Below are 16,624 nucleotides of genomic sequence, written 5' to 3' on the forward strand. Positions count from 1 at the left end.
CCCTCCCCCGTACCGCGCTGGACCTCCTGAGGAGGAGTGTTGACCGCCGAGGCGTTGCCCGCGGAGCTACGGCGCGCGATCGTGCAGATCGCCCGTACCCCGCGCCTGCTGGTCGCCTGCGACTACGACGGCACGTTGGCCCCCATCACCGCGAACCCGGACGAGGCACGGCCGCTGCCCGAGTCCGTCGGTGCGCTGAGATCTCTCGCCGGCCTGCACGAGACCACCACCGCCGTGATTTCCGGCCGGGCCCTGCGCGATCTCGCGACGCTGTCGCGGCTTCCCGCCGAGGTCAACCTGGTCGGCAGCCACGGGTCCGAATTCGACATCGGCTTCATCCACGCGCTCGACGAGGACGCGAAGGCGCTGCACCGGCGGCTCGAACACGAGCTGGAACAGCTGGTGCTCGACGTGCCGGGGGTGTCGCTGGAGGTCAAGCCGGCGAGCATCGCGGTGCACGTGCGCCGTGCCGAGCACAACGCGGGCCGCCGCGTGCTCTCGGACGTGCACAACGGCCCGTCGAAATGGGACGGCGTCACGACCACCGACGGCAAGGAAGTCGTCGAGCTGGCGGTCGTGAAGACCGACAAGGGCAACGCCCTCGACACCCTTCGCCACCAGGTCGGAGCCACCGCGGCGGTCTTCCTCGGCGACGACGTCACCGACGAGAAGGCGTTCGCCCGGCTGTCCGGGCCGGACCTCGGCATCAAGGTCGGCGACGGCGAATCGCTCGCCGAGTACCACGTGCCCGACACCGTCGACGTCGCGATGGTGCTCGCGTTCCTCCTGGAAGAGCGGCGCAACTGGCTGTACGGCGAGTCCGCGCCGCCGATCGAGCGGCTGTCGCTGCTGGCCAACGAGCGCTCGGTCGCGCTGGTGACGCCGGATGCGAAGCTGACCTGGCTGTGCCACCCCGGCCCGGACGCGCCCGCGGTGTTCGCCGATCTGCTCGGCGGCCCTGGCGCCGGGCACTTCTCGATCAAACCGCACCGCAACGGGCTCCCGCTCGGCCAGCGGTATCTGCCGAACACGATGACGGTCGAAACGCGCTGGTCGCGGCTGCTCGTCACGGACTATCTCGAACCGGAAAGCCCCGGGCACCGCACCGATCTCGTGCGCGTCATCTCCGGTGAGGCGGTGGCGCAGGTCGTGTTCGCGCCGCGGCCGGAATTCGGCGGCGTGCCGGTGAAACTGGTCGCCGAGGACGAGGGCCTGCGCGTGCTGGGCACGTCGGAGCCGTTCGTGCTGCGCTCGCCCGGCGTCGAATGGTCGATCACCTCCGACGGCCTGCAGGACACCGCGACCGCGCTCGTCCAGCCGACGCCGGAAGAGCCGGTCGTGCTCGAACTGCGTTGCGGCACAACGGATTTCAGCGTCCACGAACTGTCCGAAGTGGACCGCCGGGACCGCGCGGGCCGGTACTGGAGCGACTGGGCGGCGAAGCTCAAGCTGCCGACCGTCCAGACCGAACTGGTGCGCCGCTCCGCGCTGACCCTGCGCGGGCTGGTCAACACCGACACCGGCGGCGTGCTGGCCGCCGCGACGTCGTCGCTGCCGGAGGAGATCGGCGGGGTCCGCAACTGGGACTACCGCTACTGCTGGATCCGCGACGCCGCGATGACGGTCCGCGAGCTGGTGCACCTCGGTTCGCACGAGGAGGCCGAGGGCTACCTGAAGTGGCTGCACGGCGTGCTGGCCACGCTGGCCGGTCCGGAGCGGTTGCACCCGCTGTACACACTGGCCGGCAGCGTCATCGGCGCGGAGGCGGTCATCGAATCGCTGCCCGGGTACGCCGGTTCGCGGCCGGTGCGCGTCGGCAACCTGGCCAACCACCAGGTGCAGCTCGACGTGTTCGGCCCGGTCGTGGAGCTGGTCGCCACGCTGGCGAAGGTGCGCGGCGAACTGCGCGACGAGGACTGGCAGATGGTGCGCGCGATGGCCGAGGCCGTCACGCGGCGCTGGAACGAGCCGGACCACGGCATCTGGGAAGAGCGGCACGTGCCGCGGCACCGGGTGTACTCGCGGGTGATGTGCTGGGTGACCATCGACCGCGCGGTGCGGCTCGGCGACGAGTACGGCCGCGGCGTCCCGGGCGCCTGGCCCCAGCTGCGCGACCGGATCAAAGCCGACGTGCTCGAACACGGCTGGAACGAGGAGGTGCAGGCGTTCACCACCGCCTACGACGGCACCGACCTCGACGCGGCGTCCCTGTTCGTGGGCCTGACCGGGCTCATCGACCCGGCGGACGAGCGGTTCCAGAAGACCGTGACGGCGATCGAGGCCGAACTGCGCAGCGGTTCCACGGTGTACCGCTACCGGCGCGACGACGGCCTGCCCGGCGGCGAGGGCGGCTTCCACATCTGCGCGGCCTGGCTGATCGAGGCCTACCTGTGCACCGGGCGGCGCAACGAGGCCGAGGAGCTGTTCGCGCAGATCGTCGACGCGGCGGGCCCGACCGGGCTGCTTCCCGAGCAGTTCGACCCGGTCGCGGAGCGCTCGCTCGGCAACCACCCGCAGGCGTACTCGCACATCGGCCTGATCCGCTGCGCGAATCTCCTGGCAGAGAAGGCTTGATCAGGCAAGACCCTTAGCACGCCTCGGTGACAAGTGCCGTGAAGGCCACCTTGCCGGAATCGCATTCCGTTAAGGTGGCCTTCACGAGCATTTGCACGTTCGTTCGGGTTGCCGGCGCGGAGGTGGTGCGTGAAGCAGTACTACGGGCAGCAGGCCGCGGAGTACGCCCCGCTGCCGGCGTTGTTCGCCGCCCGGGTGCGCACTGCTTCCGTGGTCACCGGGGTCGCGCTGACCGTCGGCACGCTCGCGGTCTTCGGGCTCACCGCGTTCGTCAACCGTCCGCTGCACGGGCACAGCCTGCCGCGCGAGCCGCTCGGGATCGCCGCGTTGCTGCTGCCGATGCTGTCCGTGCTCGCCATCGCGGTGGTGGTGCTCTCCGCGCGCCGCTGCCTGCAAGGCGACTACCTGGTGATCGCCCGCGCTCGCGGCACCCGCGCGGCGCTCACCGCCTGTTTCACCGCGCTGTCGGTCAGCTGCCTGCTCGCGCTCGGGGTGTCCGCGCTGGTGGATCTCTGGGGCGACCACGCCCGGCTCGGCTTCACCGAACTGCTCGCGACGTTCGCGAATTTCGCCATCGGCCTGATCGGCTACAGCGCCGGGCTCTGGTTCGTCCGGCCGTCGGTGAGCACGCTGGAGAAGTTCAGCGACCATCCCATCTGGTGACGCCGTGAACGCTCGCGGACGCTGCGGGCAAGAACAGGCATGCAGGTGACCCATGACGGTCCCGAGCCGGTGTCGACCGGCTCGCCGGACCGCCCTGACCTGGGCGGTCCCGATCCCGCCCCGGCGTTCGGGCGGCTGTTCGACGCGCACGCGGCGACCATGCACCGCTACCTGGCACGCCGGGTCGGCCCGGACACGGCGCACGACCTCGTCGCCGAGACGTTCCTCGTCGCGCTCCGCCGACGGGACTCGTATCAGCCGGAACTGGGCACCGCGCGCTCGTGGCTGTACGGGATCGCGACGAACCTGCTGCGCCACCACATCCGCAGCGAAACCCGGGCGCTGCGAGCCACCGCGCGGCTCGCGAACTCCAGCGACCGAGGCCAGGGCGGGCACGACGCCCGGGTCGCCGAGCAGGTGGACGCCCAGGCCCGCGCGGCACAGCTGGCCGGCGCGCTCGCGAAGCTGAGCGCCGCCGACCGCGACACCTTGCTGCTGGTCTCGTGGGCCGGGCTGGAACCGGTCGAAGTCGCCGAGGCGCTCGGCGTCCCGCCGGGCACGGTGCGATCAAGGCTGCACCGCATCCGCAGATGGCTCCGCACCAACGCAGCATCGATCCGCGAGGAGGCGAAGGAACAGTGAACGACGACACCGTGCGGCACCTGTGGTCCGACGCCGAACTCGACGAGGCCCTCGCCGCGCTGAACCCGCACGAGACGAGCACCGACCGCGTCGAACTCGACCGCGCCCGCACGAGCCTGATGCGGGCCGCCGCGGCAGCGAGCGATTCGGATGAACCTGTTGTCCCGCAACGAAAGAAGCGCTCCGGCGCGTGGCGATGGATCGCCGTGGCCGCCGCCGTCGCGGTGCTGACCGGCGGCGTCGTCGTGGCCAGGGAACTCGCCAGCACGCCCTCGACGCTGGCACCCGCGGGCCCGGCTAGCACCCGCGAAGCGGGCGCGCCGTTCACTCACCTCGTGACCAAATACACCGGCACGGCGTGGGTGGGCGGGAGCAGTGTGTTCAGGGTCCGGGAACAGGTGGAAATGTGGATCCCCGCCGACCCGGCCGGGGTCTGGAAACGCCGCTGGTCCCGGTCCGAACCGCCGGAGCTGCTCAGCGGGAAGCCACAGCACGCCGCGAAACTGCCCGGGCCGGCGCAGAACGAGGAATCCGCGCCCGGCGGGAGGTTCAGCCCCGACCTCCGTTCTCCCAGCGGCGCGACCGACCTCTCGCCGGACCGGTCCGCTCCGGACCCGGAGGCCCTCGTCAACCTCCCGGCCAACTCGGGCGAGCTGCGCCGGCTCCTCTTCAAGGACCAGCGCCTCCAGCAACTGCCCGCCTGGCAGAACGGGCCGACGCCACAGCCGCTGAACTACGGCGGTGAGCCGCCGTTCCAGGTCCGCATCAATTACCCGTCCGCGACCGGGCTGATCCTGGGCGTCCTCTCGAGCGAACGGATCCCGCGCGATACGCGGATTGCCTTCCTGAAGCTGCTGGACAGCCCAGTGCTCGGCTTCAGCAGCGTGATCTCCGCTCCGACGACGCCCGGTTCGCCCGGCTCGGACCAGAGGGAGTACGTGACGTCCAACGGCCTGTACAAGGTGCTGGTGACGGTCAGCACGACCCGAGTGGCCCTGACGGACGTCCGGGTCATCGCCGAAAGCCCCCTGACCGGGCTCGCGCCCGGCACCCTGGCCAGCTCCGCGCAGTATTCCTCCGGGATCACCGACCGGGCGGGGGACTGATCATTTCGCGTGACTCGCCGCGTTGAGCGCGCTCGCCACGTCCGGCACCTCCAGCACCCGGATGCCGTCCGGGAGCTTGCCGGAATCCGGCGGCACCAGCGCGTGCGTGAAGCCCAGCCGGGCCGCCTCGGCGAGTCTGCGCCCAACATTCGGCACCCGCCGGATCTCGCCGGCCAGCCCGACCTCGCCGACCGCCACCAACCGCGGCGACAGCGCCACGTCGTGCAGTGACGAGGTCAGCGCGAGCACCAGCGCCAGGTCGATCGCGGGCTCGGTGATCTTCATGCCGCCCACCGTGGCGACGTAGACGTCCTTGTCGCCCAGCTTCATCCGGCCGCGTTTTTCCATCACGGCCAGCACCATGGCGACCCGGGCCGAATCGAGGCCGCTCACCGCGCGCCGCGGCTGGGGCATGCCGCTGCTCGACACCAGCGCCTGCACCTCGCCCAGCAGCGGCCGCTTCCCCTCGACCGCGACGGTGACCGCGGTGCCCGGCACCGGTTCCGCCGTCCGGCTCAGGAACAGCCCGGACGGATCCGGCACCCCGACGATGCCTTCCTCGGTGAGTTCGAAACAGCCGATCTCGTCCGCCGCGCCGAACCGGTTCTTGATGCCGCGCACCATCCGCAGCGTGGAATGTTTGTCCCCCTCGAACTGCAGCACCACGTCCACCAGGTGCTCCAGCACGCGCGGACCGGCGACCGAACCGTCCTTCGTGACATGTCCCACGAGCACGACCGGCAGGCCGCGTTCCTTGGCGAGCGCGACGAGCCCGGCGGTGACCGCGCGGACCTGCGTGACCCCGCCCGGCGAGCCCTCGACCTGCGGCGACGCCATGGTCTGGACCGAATCGACGATCAGCACGCCCGGCTTCACCGCGTCGACGTGCCCGAGGATCGCGGACAGGTCGCTCTCCGCGGCGAGGTACATCTCGCCGTGCACATTGCCGGTGCGCTCCGCGCGCAGCCGGACCTGTCCCGCGGATTCCTCGCCCGTGACGTACAGCGAACGCCCGGCCGTGACCGCCCATTGATAGGCGACCTCGAGCAGCAGCGTGGACTTGCCGACCCCGGGTTCACCAGCCAGCAGCGCGACCGCGCCGGGCACGAGGCCGCCGCCGAGCACCCGGTCCAGCTCCGGCACGCCGGTGGCCTTCGCCCGCGCCGCCTCGACGTCGACCTCGGCGATCGGCCGCGCGGGCGCGCTCGGGGCTCCGGCGGCCACCCGCGCGATCGCCGGTTTCGCGGAGCCGCGCTCCTCGAGCGTGCCCCACGCCTGGCATTCCGGGCAGCGGCCGACCCACTTCGCCGTTTCGTACCCGCATTCCGCGCACCGGTGGACGGTGCTGGTCTTCTTCACCACGCCGCGAGGCTATCGGCGAGCACCGACAGAAACGCGGCGGCGATCAGGATCCCGCGTGGGCGGGCGCGGCGACCGGCAGCTCGACCACGATCGGGCCGGCGTTCTGGAAGGTGAAGGTGACCTTGATGGTCGCGCCCGGCCACAGCGGCTGCTTGAGGCCCGGCAGCACGACCTTGGCGGTGCCGAGCGGGCTCGCCGCGCCGCCGTTCTCGCCCGCCTGCGGCGCGTTCGACGCCGAGCCGGGGGCGGAGGAGTTCGGCGCGCTGCTGGGGGCCGAGTTGGCCGCGGAGTTCGTCTCCGACGCCGGGGTGCTGTTCGCCGATTCGGGCTGGGCCGGAGCGCCCTGCTCGACGGCGTCGGCCGGGCCGATCACGAGCGAGTGCCCGGCGACGATCGCCGCGTCCCCGGAGATCTGCGCGGGGGCGGAAGCGCCCTCGGAGGTCACCGAGACGAGCTTGTCGTCCTTCTGGCCCTGGTTGACGACGGTGAGCGTGAGCGGGGCGGGCGAACCGGCCGCGTAGCCGGGGCCCTGCGCCGGGTACTGCACCGCCGCGTTGCGCAGCACGATCGTCTTCACCTGGGCGTAGGTGCCGTTGACGGCGGGCTGCTGGGTGTCGGTCTGGGTGATCTGACCGGCTCCGCAACCGGCGAGCACGAGTGCGGCGCCGAGCGCCGACACGCCTGCGCCGAGCACGCGGCGATTCTGCAGCCTCACGTCAGAGTCCTTCCCTTTCACGGCCTCGTCCTTCCCGAAGACTAGCCGGGCGGTTCCGCGCGCGCGGAACCGGTGTGCGTTCCCGGCCGATCGACTGTCCACAAAGGATCCCACGGCACCGGTCGGGGCGCTGTCGGCTCACCTGCATGAGCACGGCGAAAACCGGTTTGTCAAGCCCCGCCCAGGCCGCTGACCTGCGACGACGATCCCGGGCCGCTAGGTGGCCGCCGACGGGCCGTGATAGGATGGAGTCAGCGAAAGGGGCAGAGGACACATGGTTTTCAAGGTCGGAGAGACCGTCGTCTACCCGCACCACGGTGCCGCACTCATCGAAGCCATCGAGACCCGCGTGATCAAGGGCGAGGAAAAGAAGTACCTCGTCCTCAAAGTCGCGCAAGGGGATCTTACGGTTCGCGTGCCCGCGGACAACGCCGAGATCGTCGGCGTACGCGATGTCGTCGGGCAAGAAGGACTGGACAGGGTCTTCGATGTTCTGCGTGCTCCGCACACCGAAGAGCCCACGAACTGGTCTCGGCGGTACAAGGCCAACCTGGAGAAGCTCGCCTCTGGCGATGTGAACAAGGTGGCCGAAGTGGTGCGCGACCTCTGGCGGCGAGAAAAGGACCGCGGACTTTCAGCCGGCGAGAAACGCATGCTGGCGAAAGCACGGCAAATCCTGGTCAGCGAGCTAGCACTCGCGGAGGGCACCGACGAGGACAAGGCGGAAACGCTCCTCGACGAGGTTCTCGAGACCGCGACGGTCTGACCCCGGGTCCTCCGGTTCGCCGCCGCGGCAACCGGTTCCCTACGATCACGACCTGATGAACCCTCAGGTGCACAGCGTCGCGTTCGTGACTGTCGCGCACCGTCCGGCCGATCCCGAGCTAGCGCTCACGGCGGTCGGTGGTGCAGCACTACTCACGCACACCGTGCGGGGGCTGCTCGGCACACCGGAGATCGATCTGGTGGTCGCCGCAGCCCCCGAGCGGTGTGCGAAACCGTTTTCGGACGCACTCAGCGGCGTCGAATGCCGGGTCATTTCCGGCGAATCGCTCCGGCAGGTATTTTCCGCCGTCGAGCCGCTTCTTTCCGCCGACGCCGTAGTGCTGGTGCACGACGCGCTGCGGGCGTTCACTCCACAACGGACGGTCCGCCAGGTATTGGCCGCGGTCCGGGACGGCGCGTCCGCCGCGGTGCCGGTGCTGCCGATGTCCGACACGGTGAAAACCACTGACGAGACCGGAATCGTCACCGCCACGGTGGATCGCGACGGTCTCCGCACCGCGCAAACCCCGATCGGGTTCTCCCTGTCCGCGTTCCGCTCCGCGCTCGCCGGTTCCGCCGACCCCGGCGTCGCCGACACCGCGGGCGCGGCCGTCGTCCCCGGCGATCCGGACGCGATGCGCGTCGCGAGCGCCTTCGAACTGACCCTCGCCGAGGCGCTTGTCGCGGGCGGGGACCGAGAGGATCCCCTGTGACCGATCTGCGGGTAGGCAACGGCGTCGACGTCCATCCGATCGAACCGGGCCGCGAATGCTGGATGGCCGGCCTGCGGTGGCCGGACGCCGACGGCTGTGCGGGCCACTCCGACGGCGACGTCGCGGCGCACGCGCTGTGCGACGCCCTGCTGTCCGCCGCGGGCCTCGGCGATCTCGGCGCGGTCTTCGGCACCGGTGATCCGCGCATGGACGGCGCGCACGGCACGGACATGCTCGTCGAGGTGCGCGGGTTGCTGCGGGCGGAGGGCTGGCGGGTGGCCAACGCGACGGTGCAGGTGATCGGCAACCGGCCGCGGATCGGGAAACGGCGCGACGAGGCACAGCAGGTGCTGAGCGACGCGGTCGGCGGCCCGGTGAGCGTCTCCGGAACGACGTCGGACGGACTCGGGCTCACCGGCCGCGGCGAGGGCATCGCGGCGGTCGCGACCGCGCTCTTGATCCGCGACTGAACGAAATTCGCGCGCGCGGAAATCGTGATATTCCATTTTCCCGGATAGCTGACCAGCGAGTACAACACGATCCGTGGAAAATGATCTTCCCTGATCGGGCAAGATCCGCGCTAACTTCTGCGCGCGCCCGCACGGCTCATTATAGTTATTCCGCGACGTTTGCGGCGGCAGGGAGCGGGGCCGCCCGGCCAAAGGGGGACGATGCCCGTCGATGCGCATCGATTGTCCGGAGTACGGTCGATCACCGGGAGGCTGGTCGAGGAACTGCTGTCCCGTCCAGGCGGGCAGAGCAGGCCGTTGCCGATCGCGGTGGCGCTCGGCGTGCGCGGCTCGGGGAAGTCGGCGCTGCTGGAGGAATTGCGCGCCCGATGCGCGGACATCCCGCACGCGCTCGTCGATTTCGAGCGGCGCGACTGGGAGCAGATTCAGCCGAGGGAACTGCTGGGGCACTTGGCTTTCGATCTCGGCAGGCAATGGCGGCAATTCGGCCGTATCGCGTTTCCCCGGCTGTGGCTGTGCATGCTCGTGCTCAGCGCGCCGGTGGAAACCGGAGACCGCAGGGTCGCGTTGCGCAAGCTCCGGGACCTGATCGCCGAAAACCAGCCGCTGGAACGCAATCGCGACGCGATCGTGGACGTCGTGAAGCTCGTCGGCGGCGTCACGTCCGGCAACAACCTTCCCGGCTGGAACGAGGCGACCGATCTGCTGTTGCGCGGGCTCAGCTGGTACGACCGGCGGCGGCTGATGGGCAAGGTCAAGGCCATGCCGACCGGACACGGCAACCACCAGGACTTCCTGATCGAGATCGCCAAGCACGCGCACGGCGACGAGGAGGACCGGGCGGCGGTCGACGCGATCATCTGCGACGCGTTCCTCGCCGACCTGCGCCGCGCGTACTCCGGCATCTCCGGCAGCCGGCGGACACTGAATTGCCTGGTGCTGCTGGACAACGCGCACACCAAGGGCGGGCAGGACTTCTTGCGCGCGCTCGCCGAGGCGCGCAGGCACACGCCGGACGAGGCCGATCCGCTCGTGGTGGTCGCGACGAGCCGGACGTGGAATCCGGACTGGGGCGAAAGCTGGTCGATGGTCACCGCGCATCCCGGCAGCGACCGGGAAATCCGCCGGAATCCGGAGCACCGGACCAGCGGGCTCGACTGGCCGGTGCCGCGCCAGCCCGCGCACGTGGAGACCGACTGGATCCCCGGCCAGCCGGACAACCGCTGGACCCCGTGGTATCTGCTGGAACTCGGCACGCTGTCCAGCGGTGACGTCGTCGACATCGCCGCCGCGCACGACGTGCATCCGACGTCGCGGCTGCCGCGTTTCCTGACCCGGCTGACCGACGGGCACCCCGGCGCGGTGCGGGAGGTGCTCCAGACCCTCGCCGCGCGATACGATCCGGCCAATCCGAACACCCTGCGGGAATCCTTGTACACCAAGGTAATCGCGGCCGACGGCAGCGAGTCCACTTTGCTCGCGCAGATGTGCGACTACCTGCTGCAGGACTTTTCCGCCGCGAGCCGCCAGGAACTCGTCACCGCGAGCGCCGCGGTGGACGTGGAAATGCTGTTCCACAAGGAAATTCTCGATCTGCGCAATCCGATGGGCGAGGGCCCGCTGTTCAAGCAGCTCGCCGATCAGCTGTGGCTGCGCGCGGATCCGGACGATCCGTCGCGGTACGTCCTGCATCCGTGGCTGCGCAGGCTGCTGTTGCGGAAACTGGCTTCGCGGTCCGACGATCACCCGCTGAACTGGGAGAAGGTGCACACGCGCTGCCGCGACTTCTACGAGAAGAACGGCCGCGTCGCCGCCGCTCGCTACCACGACCTGGCGCTCGAGAACGTCGACGCGGTGGTGACGCATCTGTGCAAGCCGCTCAGCGCGCCGCACGCCGAGTTCGACGTGCCGACCGCGGAGGCGTGGCTCGCCGAACTGGACACGATCACCGCCGCGCCCAACCGGCTGGTCGAGAACGCGGATCCCTACACCCAGGTGCAGCAGCACGTCGGGGAATGGGAGGGCGAACTGGAGACCACCGTGGCGTGGCTGGTCGTTTCGCTGTGGCTGGCGCGCGATCCGCTCGGCGACCCGGGCGGCACCCTCAACTCCACCATCGAGAGCGGATTCCACCATCTGGCCCAAGGCCGGGGACGAGGATCGATGCTGCTGCACGAACGAGCGGAGCGCTACCGATGACGCAACGGATCAAACCGCCCCGGCCGTCCTGGGCGAAGTGGCTGTGGGGCGGCGGCGTGGTGGCGCTGGTCGCGGTCATCGCCGTGGTGGCGTTCGTCGTGGTGCCCGCGGTCGTCGAGGCGAACCATAACTGCGGCCCCGGCGTCCAGGAACGCGGTGAGAATTCCGAATGCGTTGGCACGACTGACGGCGAATTCGTGTTCTCACCCGACCTCGCTGATGTGGAAAACAGAATTCATCAGGAAAATGCCGACGCTGTCGGAAGCGGGAAACCGTACGTGACCATCGCGGTGCTGCTGCCGATGACGCTCACGGACAACGACATCCTTTCCCACGAATGGGTGCGCCATCAGCTCGAAGGGGCGTACGTCGCGCAGCACCGGGCCAACAAGACGCAGTCGTGGGGCGGCCCGCCGCTCATCCGGCTGCTGCTCGCCAACCCCGGCAGCCAGCTCAAACAGTGGGAACCCGTGGTCAACGACCTGATCAGCCGCACCGGAACGGACCGGATCGTGGGCGTGACCGGGATCGGGCTGAGCCTCGACACCGCACGCAGCGCCATCCAGCGGCTGTCCGACAACCGCATCCCGGTCGTCGCCTCGCATCTGGCCGCCGACGAGTTCTCGCAGATCCCCGGGTTCCTGCGGGTGTCCCCGACCAGCTCCACCTACGGCAGCTCGATGGCGGGCTACGTGAAGCCGACCGCGCACACGGCCACCGTCGTACGCGACCAGAACCCGGACGACCTGTACCCGAAGACGCTGGCCACGGCGTTCGTCAAGACCTTCGCCGACTCGACGCACCGGATCGTCGGGAGCACCGAGTACTACAACTCCAGCCTGCCCGGCATGGCGAGCACGTTCCTGCAGATGATGCCCAACATCTGCGGCGACAACCCGGACGTCGTGTACTTCGCCGGCCGCGAGGACCATCTGAAGTCGTTCGTCGCGCAGCTCGCCCAGCGGCCCTGCCTCGACCGGCACCTGACCGTGCTGACCGGCGATCTGGCCCAGGTCGGCCCGCCCAGCCCGGAAATGCGCCGCGGCCTGCAGGCGAACGTCACCGTGCTCGCCCCCGGCCTCGCCCATCCGCAGGCCTGGCGCGACCATCCGGACTCGTTCAACAAGGCGGCCATCGCGAGCTTCGAGGAACCGGCGTGCGACGGCTGTTTCACCGCGGTCTTCCCCAAGGAACGGCTGGACGACGGCATCGCGATCCTGGCGCACGACGCGACGCTGACCGTGATCTGGGCCATCCGGGGCATCCCCCGGTCGTCGCCGGAGCAGGTCACCGCGCAGGACGTGCTGCAGGCCAAGAACCGGCTGCACGGGCAGTCCGCGGTCCCGGGCGCGAGCGGCATGATCTCGTTCGACGACCACGGCGACCCGGTGAACAAGGCCGTGCCGATCCTGCGGGTCCGGCTCGACGCGCCGCCGGAGTTCGTGGAGCTGTACGTCCCGGCGAGCTGAGCCGGACGCCACAAACGGGCGGCATCGCACCCGGAACCCCGGATAAGGTTGGCGCGTGGCCATCAACGCGGTGTTGTTCGACTTCTCCGGCACTCTCTTTCGGCTAGAGCAGCAGGACGGCTGGCTCTCCGACGTCCGCGACGACGACGGCGCGGCGCTCGACGTCGAAGCCCAGACAGAGCTGATGCGGCGGATGACCGCGCCGGTCGAGCAGTCCGTCGAACTGGACGAGGAGCACCTGCACGCCTGGCACAACCGCGACCGGGACCCGGAGCTGCACCGGAAGGTGTACCTCGAGGTGCTGCGGCTGTCCGGCGTGCCCCGCCGCGACCAGGCCGAGACGCTGTACAAGCAGCTCATCACGCCGGACCAGTGGACGCCGTACCCGGACACCGAGGCCGCGCTCAAGGCGGTCGCGAGCAGCGGGCGCAAGGCGGGCGTGCTGAGCAACATCGCGTTCGACATCCGCCCCGCCTTCGGCCAGCGCGGCTGGGACGCGCACGTCTCCGAGTTCACGCTGTCCTTCGAGGTCGGAGCCGTGAAGCCGGAGCCGGAGATCTTCCAGACGGCGATCGAGCGGCTCGGCGTGCGCGCGGAGGAAACGCTGATGGTCGGCGACAGCGAGGAGGCCGACGGCGGTGCCCGTGCGCTGGGCTGCCAGTTCGCCCTGGTCGACCCCCTGCCCACCGCCCAGCGGCCGGACGCGCTGCTAGGCGTGTTGCGGGAGCACGGCGTGCTCTGACGTCCTGCGACGTCTCCCACAGTCGGCCCCGGTACCCTTTACCTCGTGGCTTTGCACCTGTACGACACCGCGACCCGTGCCCCTCGGGAGTTCAATCCCGTCCGCAGCGGAACGGCGTCGATCTACGTGTGTGGGGCCACCGTGCAGGGAGTACCGCATATCGGGCACGTCCGCGGCATGCTGAATTACGACGTGCTCCGCCGCTGGCTGCTCCACAGTGGACTGGACGTGCTGCTGGTCCGCAACGTCACCGACATCGACGACAAGATCCTCACCAAGGCCGCCGACGCCGGCCGTCCGTGGTGGGAATGGGCGGCGACGCACGAGCGGGCGTTCGAGAAGGCGTACGAGGATCTCGGCTGCCTCCCGCCGTCGGTCACGCCGCGCGCGACCGGGCACGTCACGCAGATGGTCCAGCTGATGGAGCGGCTGATCGAGGCCGGGCACGCGTACGCCGTCGACGGTGACGTGTACTTCTCGGTGAAGTCGTTCCCGGAGTACGGCTCGCTGTCGGGCCAGCAGCTCGACGAGGTCCAGCAGGGCGAGACGCCCACCCGCGGCAAGCGCGATTCGCGCGATTTCACCTTGTGGAAGAGCGCGAAGCCGGGCGAGCCGTCGTGGCCGACGCCGTGGGGCGACGGGCGGCCGGGCTGGCACCTGGAGTGCTCGGCGATGGCGACCAACTACCTCGGCGCCGAGTTCGACATCCACGGCGGCGGCGTCGACCTGGTGTTCCCGCACCACGAGAACGAGCGCGCGCAGTCGAACGCGGCCGGCGACGGGTTCGCCCGCTACTGGCTGCACAACGCGTGGGTGACGATGTCCGGCGAGAAGATGTCGAAGTCGCTGGGCAACACGGTCTCGATTCCGGCGATGCTGGAGCGCTACCGCGCGCCCGAACTGCGCTACTACCTGGTGCAGCCGCACTACCGGTCCACTGTCGAGTACTCCGACGGCGCGGTTTCCGAAGCCGCGCAGGGCTACCGGCGGATCGAGGCGTTCCTGCGCCGCGCGGAGTCGGCTGGCGCGGTTCCCGTTGGCGAAGTGGCTCCCGACTTCGCCGCGGCGATGGACGACGACCTGGCCACGCCGGCCGCGTTCGCCGTGGTGCACAACACGGTCCGCGACGGTAACGCCGCCCTCGACGGCGGCGACACCACGAAGGCACTCGAATTGGCCGGCACGGTCCGCGGCATGACCGGCGTGCTCGGTCTCGACCCGCTGTCGGAGGACTGGGCGGACGGCGGTTCGGACACTCCCGTCCGCGACGCGCTGGGCACGCTCGTGGAAGCCCTGCTGGCCGAACGCCAGGAGGCCCGTGCGGCGAAGGACTTCGCCCGCGCGGACGCCGCCCGCGACCGTCTCGTGGCGGCGGGGATCGCGGTGGAAGACACCCCGAACGGTCCGCAATGGACGGTCAGGAACTCCTGACCCCCTTGCGGCAGCAGAGATTGAGGACTCATGGCAGGCAACTCACAGCGCAAAGGTGCCATCCGCAAGGCAGGCACCAAGAAGGGTGCCGTCGTCGGTTCGGGCGGGCAGCGGCGCAAGGCGCTCGAGGGCAAGGGCCCGACGCCGAAGGCCGAGGACCGGCCAGGGCACAAGGCGTACCGCGCTGCCAACGCCGCCACCAAGCGTGACCAGGCCCGGCAGAAGAAGGCCGACCGCCCGGAGCTGATCGCCGGCCGCAACCCGGTCGTCGAGGCGCTGCGCGCGGACGTGCCGGGCACGGCGCTGTACGTCGCGCTCAACATCGACATCGACGACCGGGTCAACGAGGCCGTCCGGCTGGCAGGCGACAAGGGCATCTCGATCCTGGAGATCCCGCGCGAGGAGCTGGACCGCAAGACCAACCGGGCGATGCACCAGGGCCTCGGCCTGCAGGTGCCGCCGTTCGAGTACGCGCATCCCGACGACCTGATGCAGGCCGCGCGCGACTCGGGCAGCACCCCGCTGTTCGTCGCGCTCGACGGGGTTACCGACCCGCGCAACCTGGGCGCGGTGATCCGCTCGGCCGCGGCGTTCGGCGCGCAGGGCGTGCTGCTGCCGGAACGCCGCAGCGCCGGGATGACCGCGGTCGCGTGGCGCACCAGCGCGGGCACCGCGGCGAAGCTGCCGATCGCGGTCGCCACGAACCTCACCCGCCAGCTGCGCGCGTGGGCTTCGAAGGGCCTGATGATCGTCGGCCTCGACGCGGACGGCACGGTCGACATCGACGCGCTCGACCTCGCCGCGGACCCGCTGGTCGTCGTGCTCGGCTCGGAAGGCCGCGGCCTCTCCCGGCTGGTCCGCGAGACCTGCGACGCGACGGTGTCGATCCCGATGGCCGCCGGCGTGGAATCGCTGAACGCCTCGGTCGCCGCCGGCGTGCTGCTCGCCGAGGTCGCCCGCCGCCGCCGGATCGCCGGACGCGTCTGACGTTTCCGGCGGAATCGTTGACCTGTTATCGTCGATAACATGTCCGAGGACGCCCGCACCCGCATCATCGCCGCTGCCCTGGACCTGCTGACCAACGGCGGCCCGGACGCGGTGTCGACCCGCGCGGTGAGCGCGGCGGCGGGCGTCCAGCCCCCGACGATCTACCGCTTGTTCGGCGACAAGGACGGCCTGCTCGACGCCATCACCGTCCAGGGCTACACGGACTACCTGGAGGCGAAAACCGCCCAGCCCCCAGCCGATGACCCGTTGGAGGACCTGCGGCGAGGCTGGGATCAGCACCTGGAGTTCGGCCTGGCCAACCCCGCGCTGTACCGGCTGATGACCACCCGCCCGGGTGCCCCCTCCGCGGCGCTGGAGAAGTCCCTGGAGATCCTGTCGGCCCGAGTGCGCCGAGTCGCCGAGGCCGGTCGGCTGCGGGTGCCGGAACCGCTTGCGGCGGCGTTGATCCATGCCGCCGGGTCCGGGACGACGCTGAGCCTGATCGGTACGCCGGTGGCCTCCCGGGACCTGGCCCTGTCGGTCGCCGCGCGGGAAGCGGTGATCGCGGCGATCAGCACGGATCGTCCGGTGTCTCGTACGCCTGGGCCGGTCGCCGCGGCTACGGCGTTGCGGGCGGTGTTGCCGCAGGTCTCGGGGTTGAGTGGGGCGGAGAAGGCGTTGATGAGCGAGTGGTTGGACCGGATCACTGACTGAGCTGGGGTTGCTGGGCACCTCCGGTGATCCGGCTGGCGCGCGGCGATGGGTCCCGGCCTTGGGCGAGCCGCG

The 16,624-nt window shown here is 70.4% G+C and carries 15 protein-coding genes; 13 read left to right on the forward strand and 2 right to left on the reverse strand.

The annotated features are described in order from the left end of the window. Positions 1-39 precede the first annotated feature (39 nt). The 4 genes from otsB (at position 40) to RPX00_RS10015 (ending at position 4,985) form a co-directional block, all read left to right on the forward strand. The gene (gene otsB, locus RPX00_RS10000; RefSeq protein WP_406639244.1) at positions 40-2,574 is read left to right on the forward strand and encodes a trehalose-phosphatase; all 2,535 of its coding nucleotides are present in this window, start codon (positions 40-42) and stop codon (positions 2,572-2,574) included. 129 nt (positions 2,575-2,703) lie between these two features. Next, a complete protein-coding gene (locus RPX00_RS10005) occupies positions 2,704-3,237 on the forward strand; it encodes a hypothetical protein (protein WP_406639245.1) in 534 nt (177 codons plus the stop codon). Between the two features lie 39 nt (positions 3,238-3,276). Then, positions 3,277-3,879: an RNA polymerase sigma factor gene (locus tag RPX00_RS10010; protein ID WP_406639246.1), complete on the forward strand. Its 603-nt coding sequence runs from the start codon at positions 3,277-3,279 to the stop codon at positions 3,877-3,879. After that, positions 3,876-4,985: a hypothetical protein gene (locus RPX00_RS10015; RefSeq protein WP_406639247.1), complete on the forward strand. Its 1,110-nt coding sequence runs from the start codon at positions 3,876-3,878 to the stop codon at positions 4,983-4,985. The genes RPX00_RS10010 and RPX00_RS10015 overlap by 4 nt, the downstream gene beginning before the upstream one ends. On the opposite strand, the gene radA is transcribed toward RPX00_RS10015, so the two are convergent. Both radA and RPX00_RS10025 read right to left on the reverse strand, forming a co-directional pair. Continuing rightward, positions 4,986-6,347 (reverse strand): DNA repair protein RadA, encoded by a 1,362-nt coding sequence (radA, locus tag RPX00_RS10020; RefSeq protein WP_406639248.1) that lies wholly within the window; start codon positions 6,345-6,347, stop codon positions 4,986-4,988. Positions 6,348-6,390: 43 nt separating this feature from the next. Then, positions 6,391-7,062: a hypothetical protein gene (locus tag RPX00_RS10025; RefSeq protein ID WP_406639249.1), complete on the reverse strand. Its 672-nt coding sequence runs from the start codon at positions 7,060-7,062 to the stop codon at positions 6,391-6,393. 274 nt (positions 7,063-7,336) lie between these two features. Here RPX00_RS10025 and RPX00_RS10030 point away from each other — a divergent pair, with 274 nt between their 5' ends. The 9 genes from RPX00_RS10030 (at position 7,337) to RPX00_RS10070 (ending at position 16,552) form a co-directional block, all read left to right on the forward strand. Continuing rightward, on the forward strand, positions 7,337-7,828 hold the full coding sequence (locus RPX00_RS10030) for a CarD family transcriptional regulator (protein WP_184782632.1): 492 nt from the start codon (positions 7,337-7,339) through the stop codon (positions 7,826-7,828). A 55-nt stretch (positions 7,829-7,883) separates the two neighbouring features. Next, on the forward strand, positions 7,884-8,540 hold the full coding sequence (locus tag RPX00_RS10035) for a 2-C-methyl-D-erythritol 4-phosphate cytidylyltransferase (protein WP_406639250.1): 657 nt from the start codon (positions 7,884-7,886) through the stop codon (positions 8,538-8,540). A 5-nt stretch (positions 8,541-8,545) separates the two neighbouring features. Beyond that, on the forward strand, positions 8,546-9,010 hold the full coding sequence (gene ispF / locus RPX00_RS10040; protein WP_406642846.1) for a 2-C-methyl-D-erythritol 2,4-cyclodiphosphate synthase: 465 nt from the start codon (positions 8,546-8,548) through the stop codon (positions 9,008-9,010). Positions 9,011-9,211: 201 nt separating this feature from the next. Beyond that, positions 9,212-11,209, forward strand: a complete 1,998-nt coding sequence (locus RPX00_RS10045; protein WP_406639251.1) for a hypothetical protein — start codon at positions 9,212-9,214, stop codon at positions 11,207-11,209. Beyond that, entirely contained in the window at positions 11,206-12,678 is a 1,473-nt protein-coding gene (locus tag RPX00_RS10050) for an ABC transporter substrate-binding protein (protein WP_406639252.1), read from the forward strand. The genes RPX00_RS10045 and RPX00_RS10050 overlap by 4 nt, the downstream gene beginning before the upstream one ends. A gap of 55 nt (positions 12,679-12,733) precedes the next feature. Continuing rightward, positions 12,734-13,420, forward strand: a complete 687-nt coding sequence (locus RPX00_RS10055) for an HAD family hydrolase (RefSeq protein ID WP_406639253.1) — start codon at positions 12,734-12,736, stop codon at positions 13,418-13,420. A 45-nt stretch (positions 13,421-13,465) separates the two neighbouring features. Continuing rightward, positions 13,466-14,851, forward strand: a complete 1,386-nt coding sequence (gene cysS, locus RPX00_RS10060) for a cysteine--tRNA ligase (RefSeq protein WP_406639254.1) — start codon at positions 13,466-13,468, stop codon at positions 14,849-14,851. Positions 14,852-14,881: 30 nt separating this feature from the next. Further along, a complete protein-coding gene (gene rlmB, locus RPX00_RS10065; RefSeq protein WP_406639255.1) occupies positions 14,882-15,838 on the forward strand; it encodes a 23S rRNA (guanosine(2251)-2'-O)-methyltransferase RlmB in 957 nt (318 codons plus the stop codon). A 39-nt stretch (positions 15,839-15,877) separates the two neighbouring features. Continuing rightward, a complete protein-coding gene (locus RPX00_RS10070) occupies positions 15,878-16,552 on the forward strand; it encodes a TetR/AcrR family transcriptional regulator (protein ID WP_406639256.1) in 675 nt (224 codons plus the stop codon). Positions 16,553-16,624: the final 72 nt, after the last annotated feature.

It is taken from the genome of Amycolatopsis sp. WGS_07 (genome assembly GCF_045278895.1).
In the GTDB taxonomy this organism is placed as follows: Bacteria; Actinomycetota; Actinomycetes; order Mycobacteriales; family Pseudonocardiaceae; genus Amycolatopsis.

Excerpts from the sequence above, each read along its gene's own strand:
- RPX00_RS10010 (WP_406639246.1), top strand. The coding sequence starts at position 3,277 with ATGCAGGTGACCCATGACGGTCCCGAGCCGGTGTCGACCGGCTCGCCG.
- RPX00_RS10030 (WP_184782632.1), top strand. The coding sequence starts at position 7,337 with ATGGTTTTCAAGGTCGGAGAGACCGTCGTCTACCCGCACCACGGTGCC.
- RPX00_RS10035 (WP_406639250.1), top strand. The coding sequence starts at position 7,884 with ATGAACCCTCAGGTGCACAGCGTCGCGTTCGTGACTGTCGCGCACCGT.
- RPX00_RS10045 (WP_406639251.1), top strand. The coding sequence starts at position 9,212 with ATGCCCGTCGATGCGCATCGATTGTCCGGAGTACGGTCGATCACCGGG.
- RPX00_RS10050 (WP_406639252.1), top strand. The coding sequence starts at position 11,206 with ATGACGCAACGGATCAAACCGCCCCGGCCGTCCTGGGCGAAGTGGCTG.
- rlmB (WP_406639255.1), top strand. The coding sequence starts at position 14,882 with ATGGCAGGCAACTCACAGCGCAAAGGTGCCATCCGCAAGGCAGGCACC.
- RPX00_RS10070 (WP_406639256.1), top strand. The coding sequence starts at position 15,878 with ATGTCCGAGGACGCCCGCACCCGCATCATCGCCGCTGCCCTGGACCTG.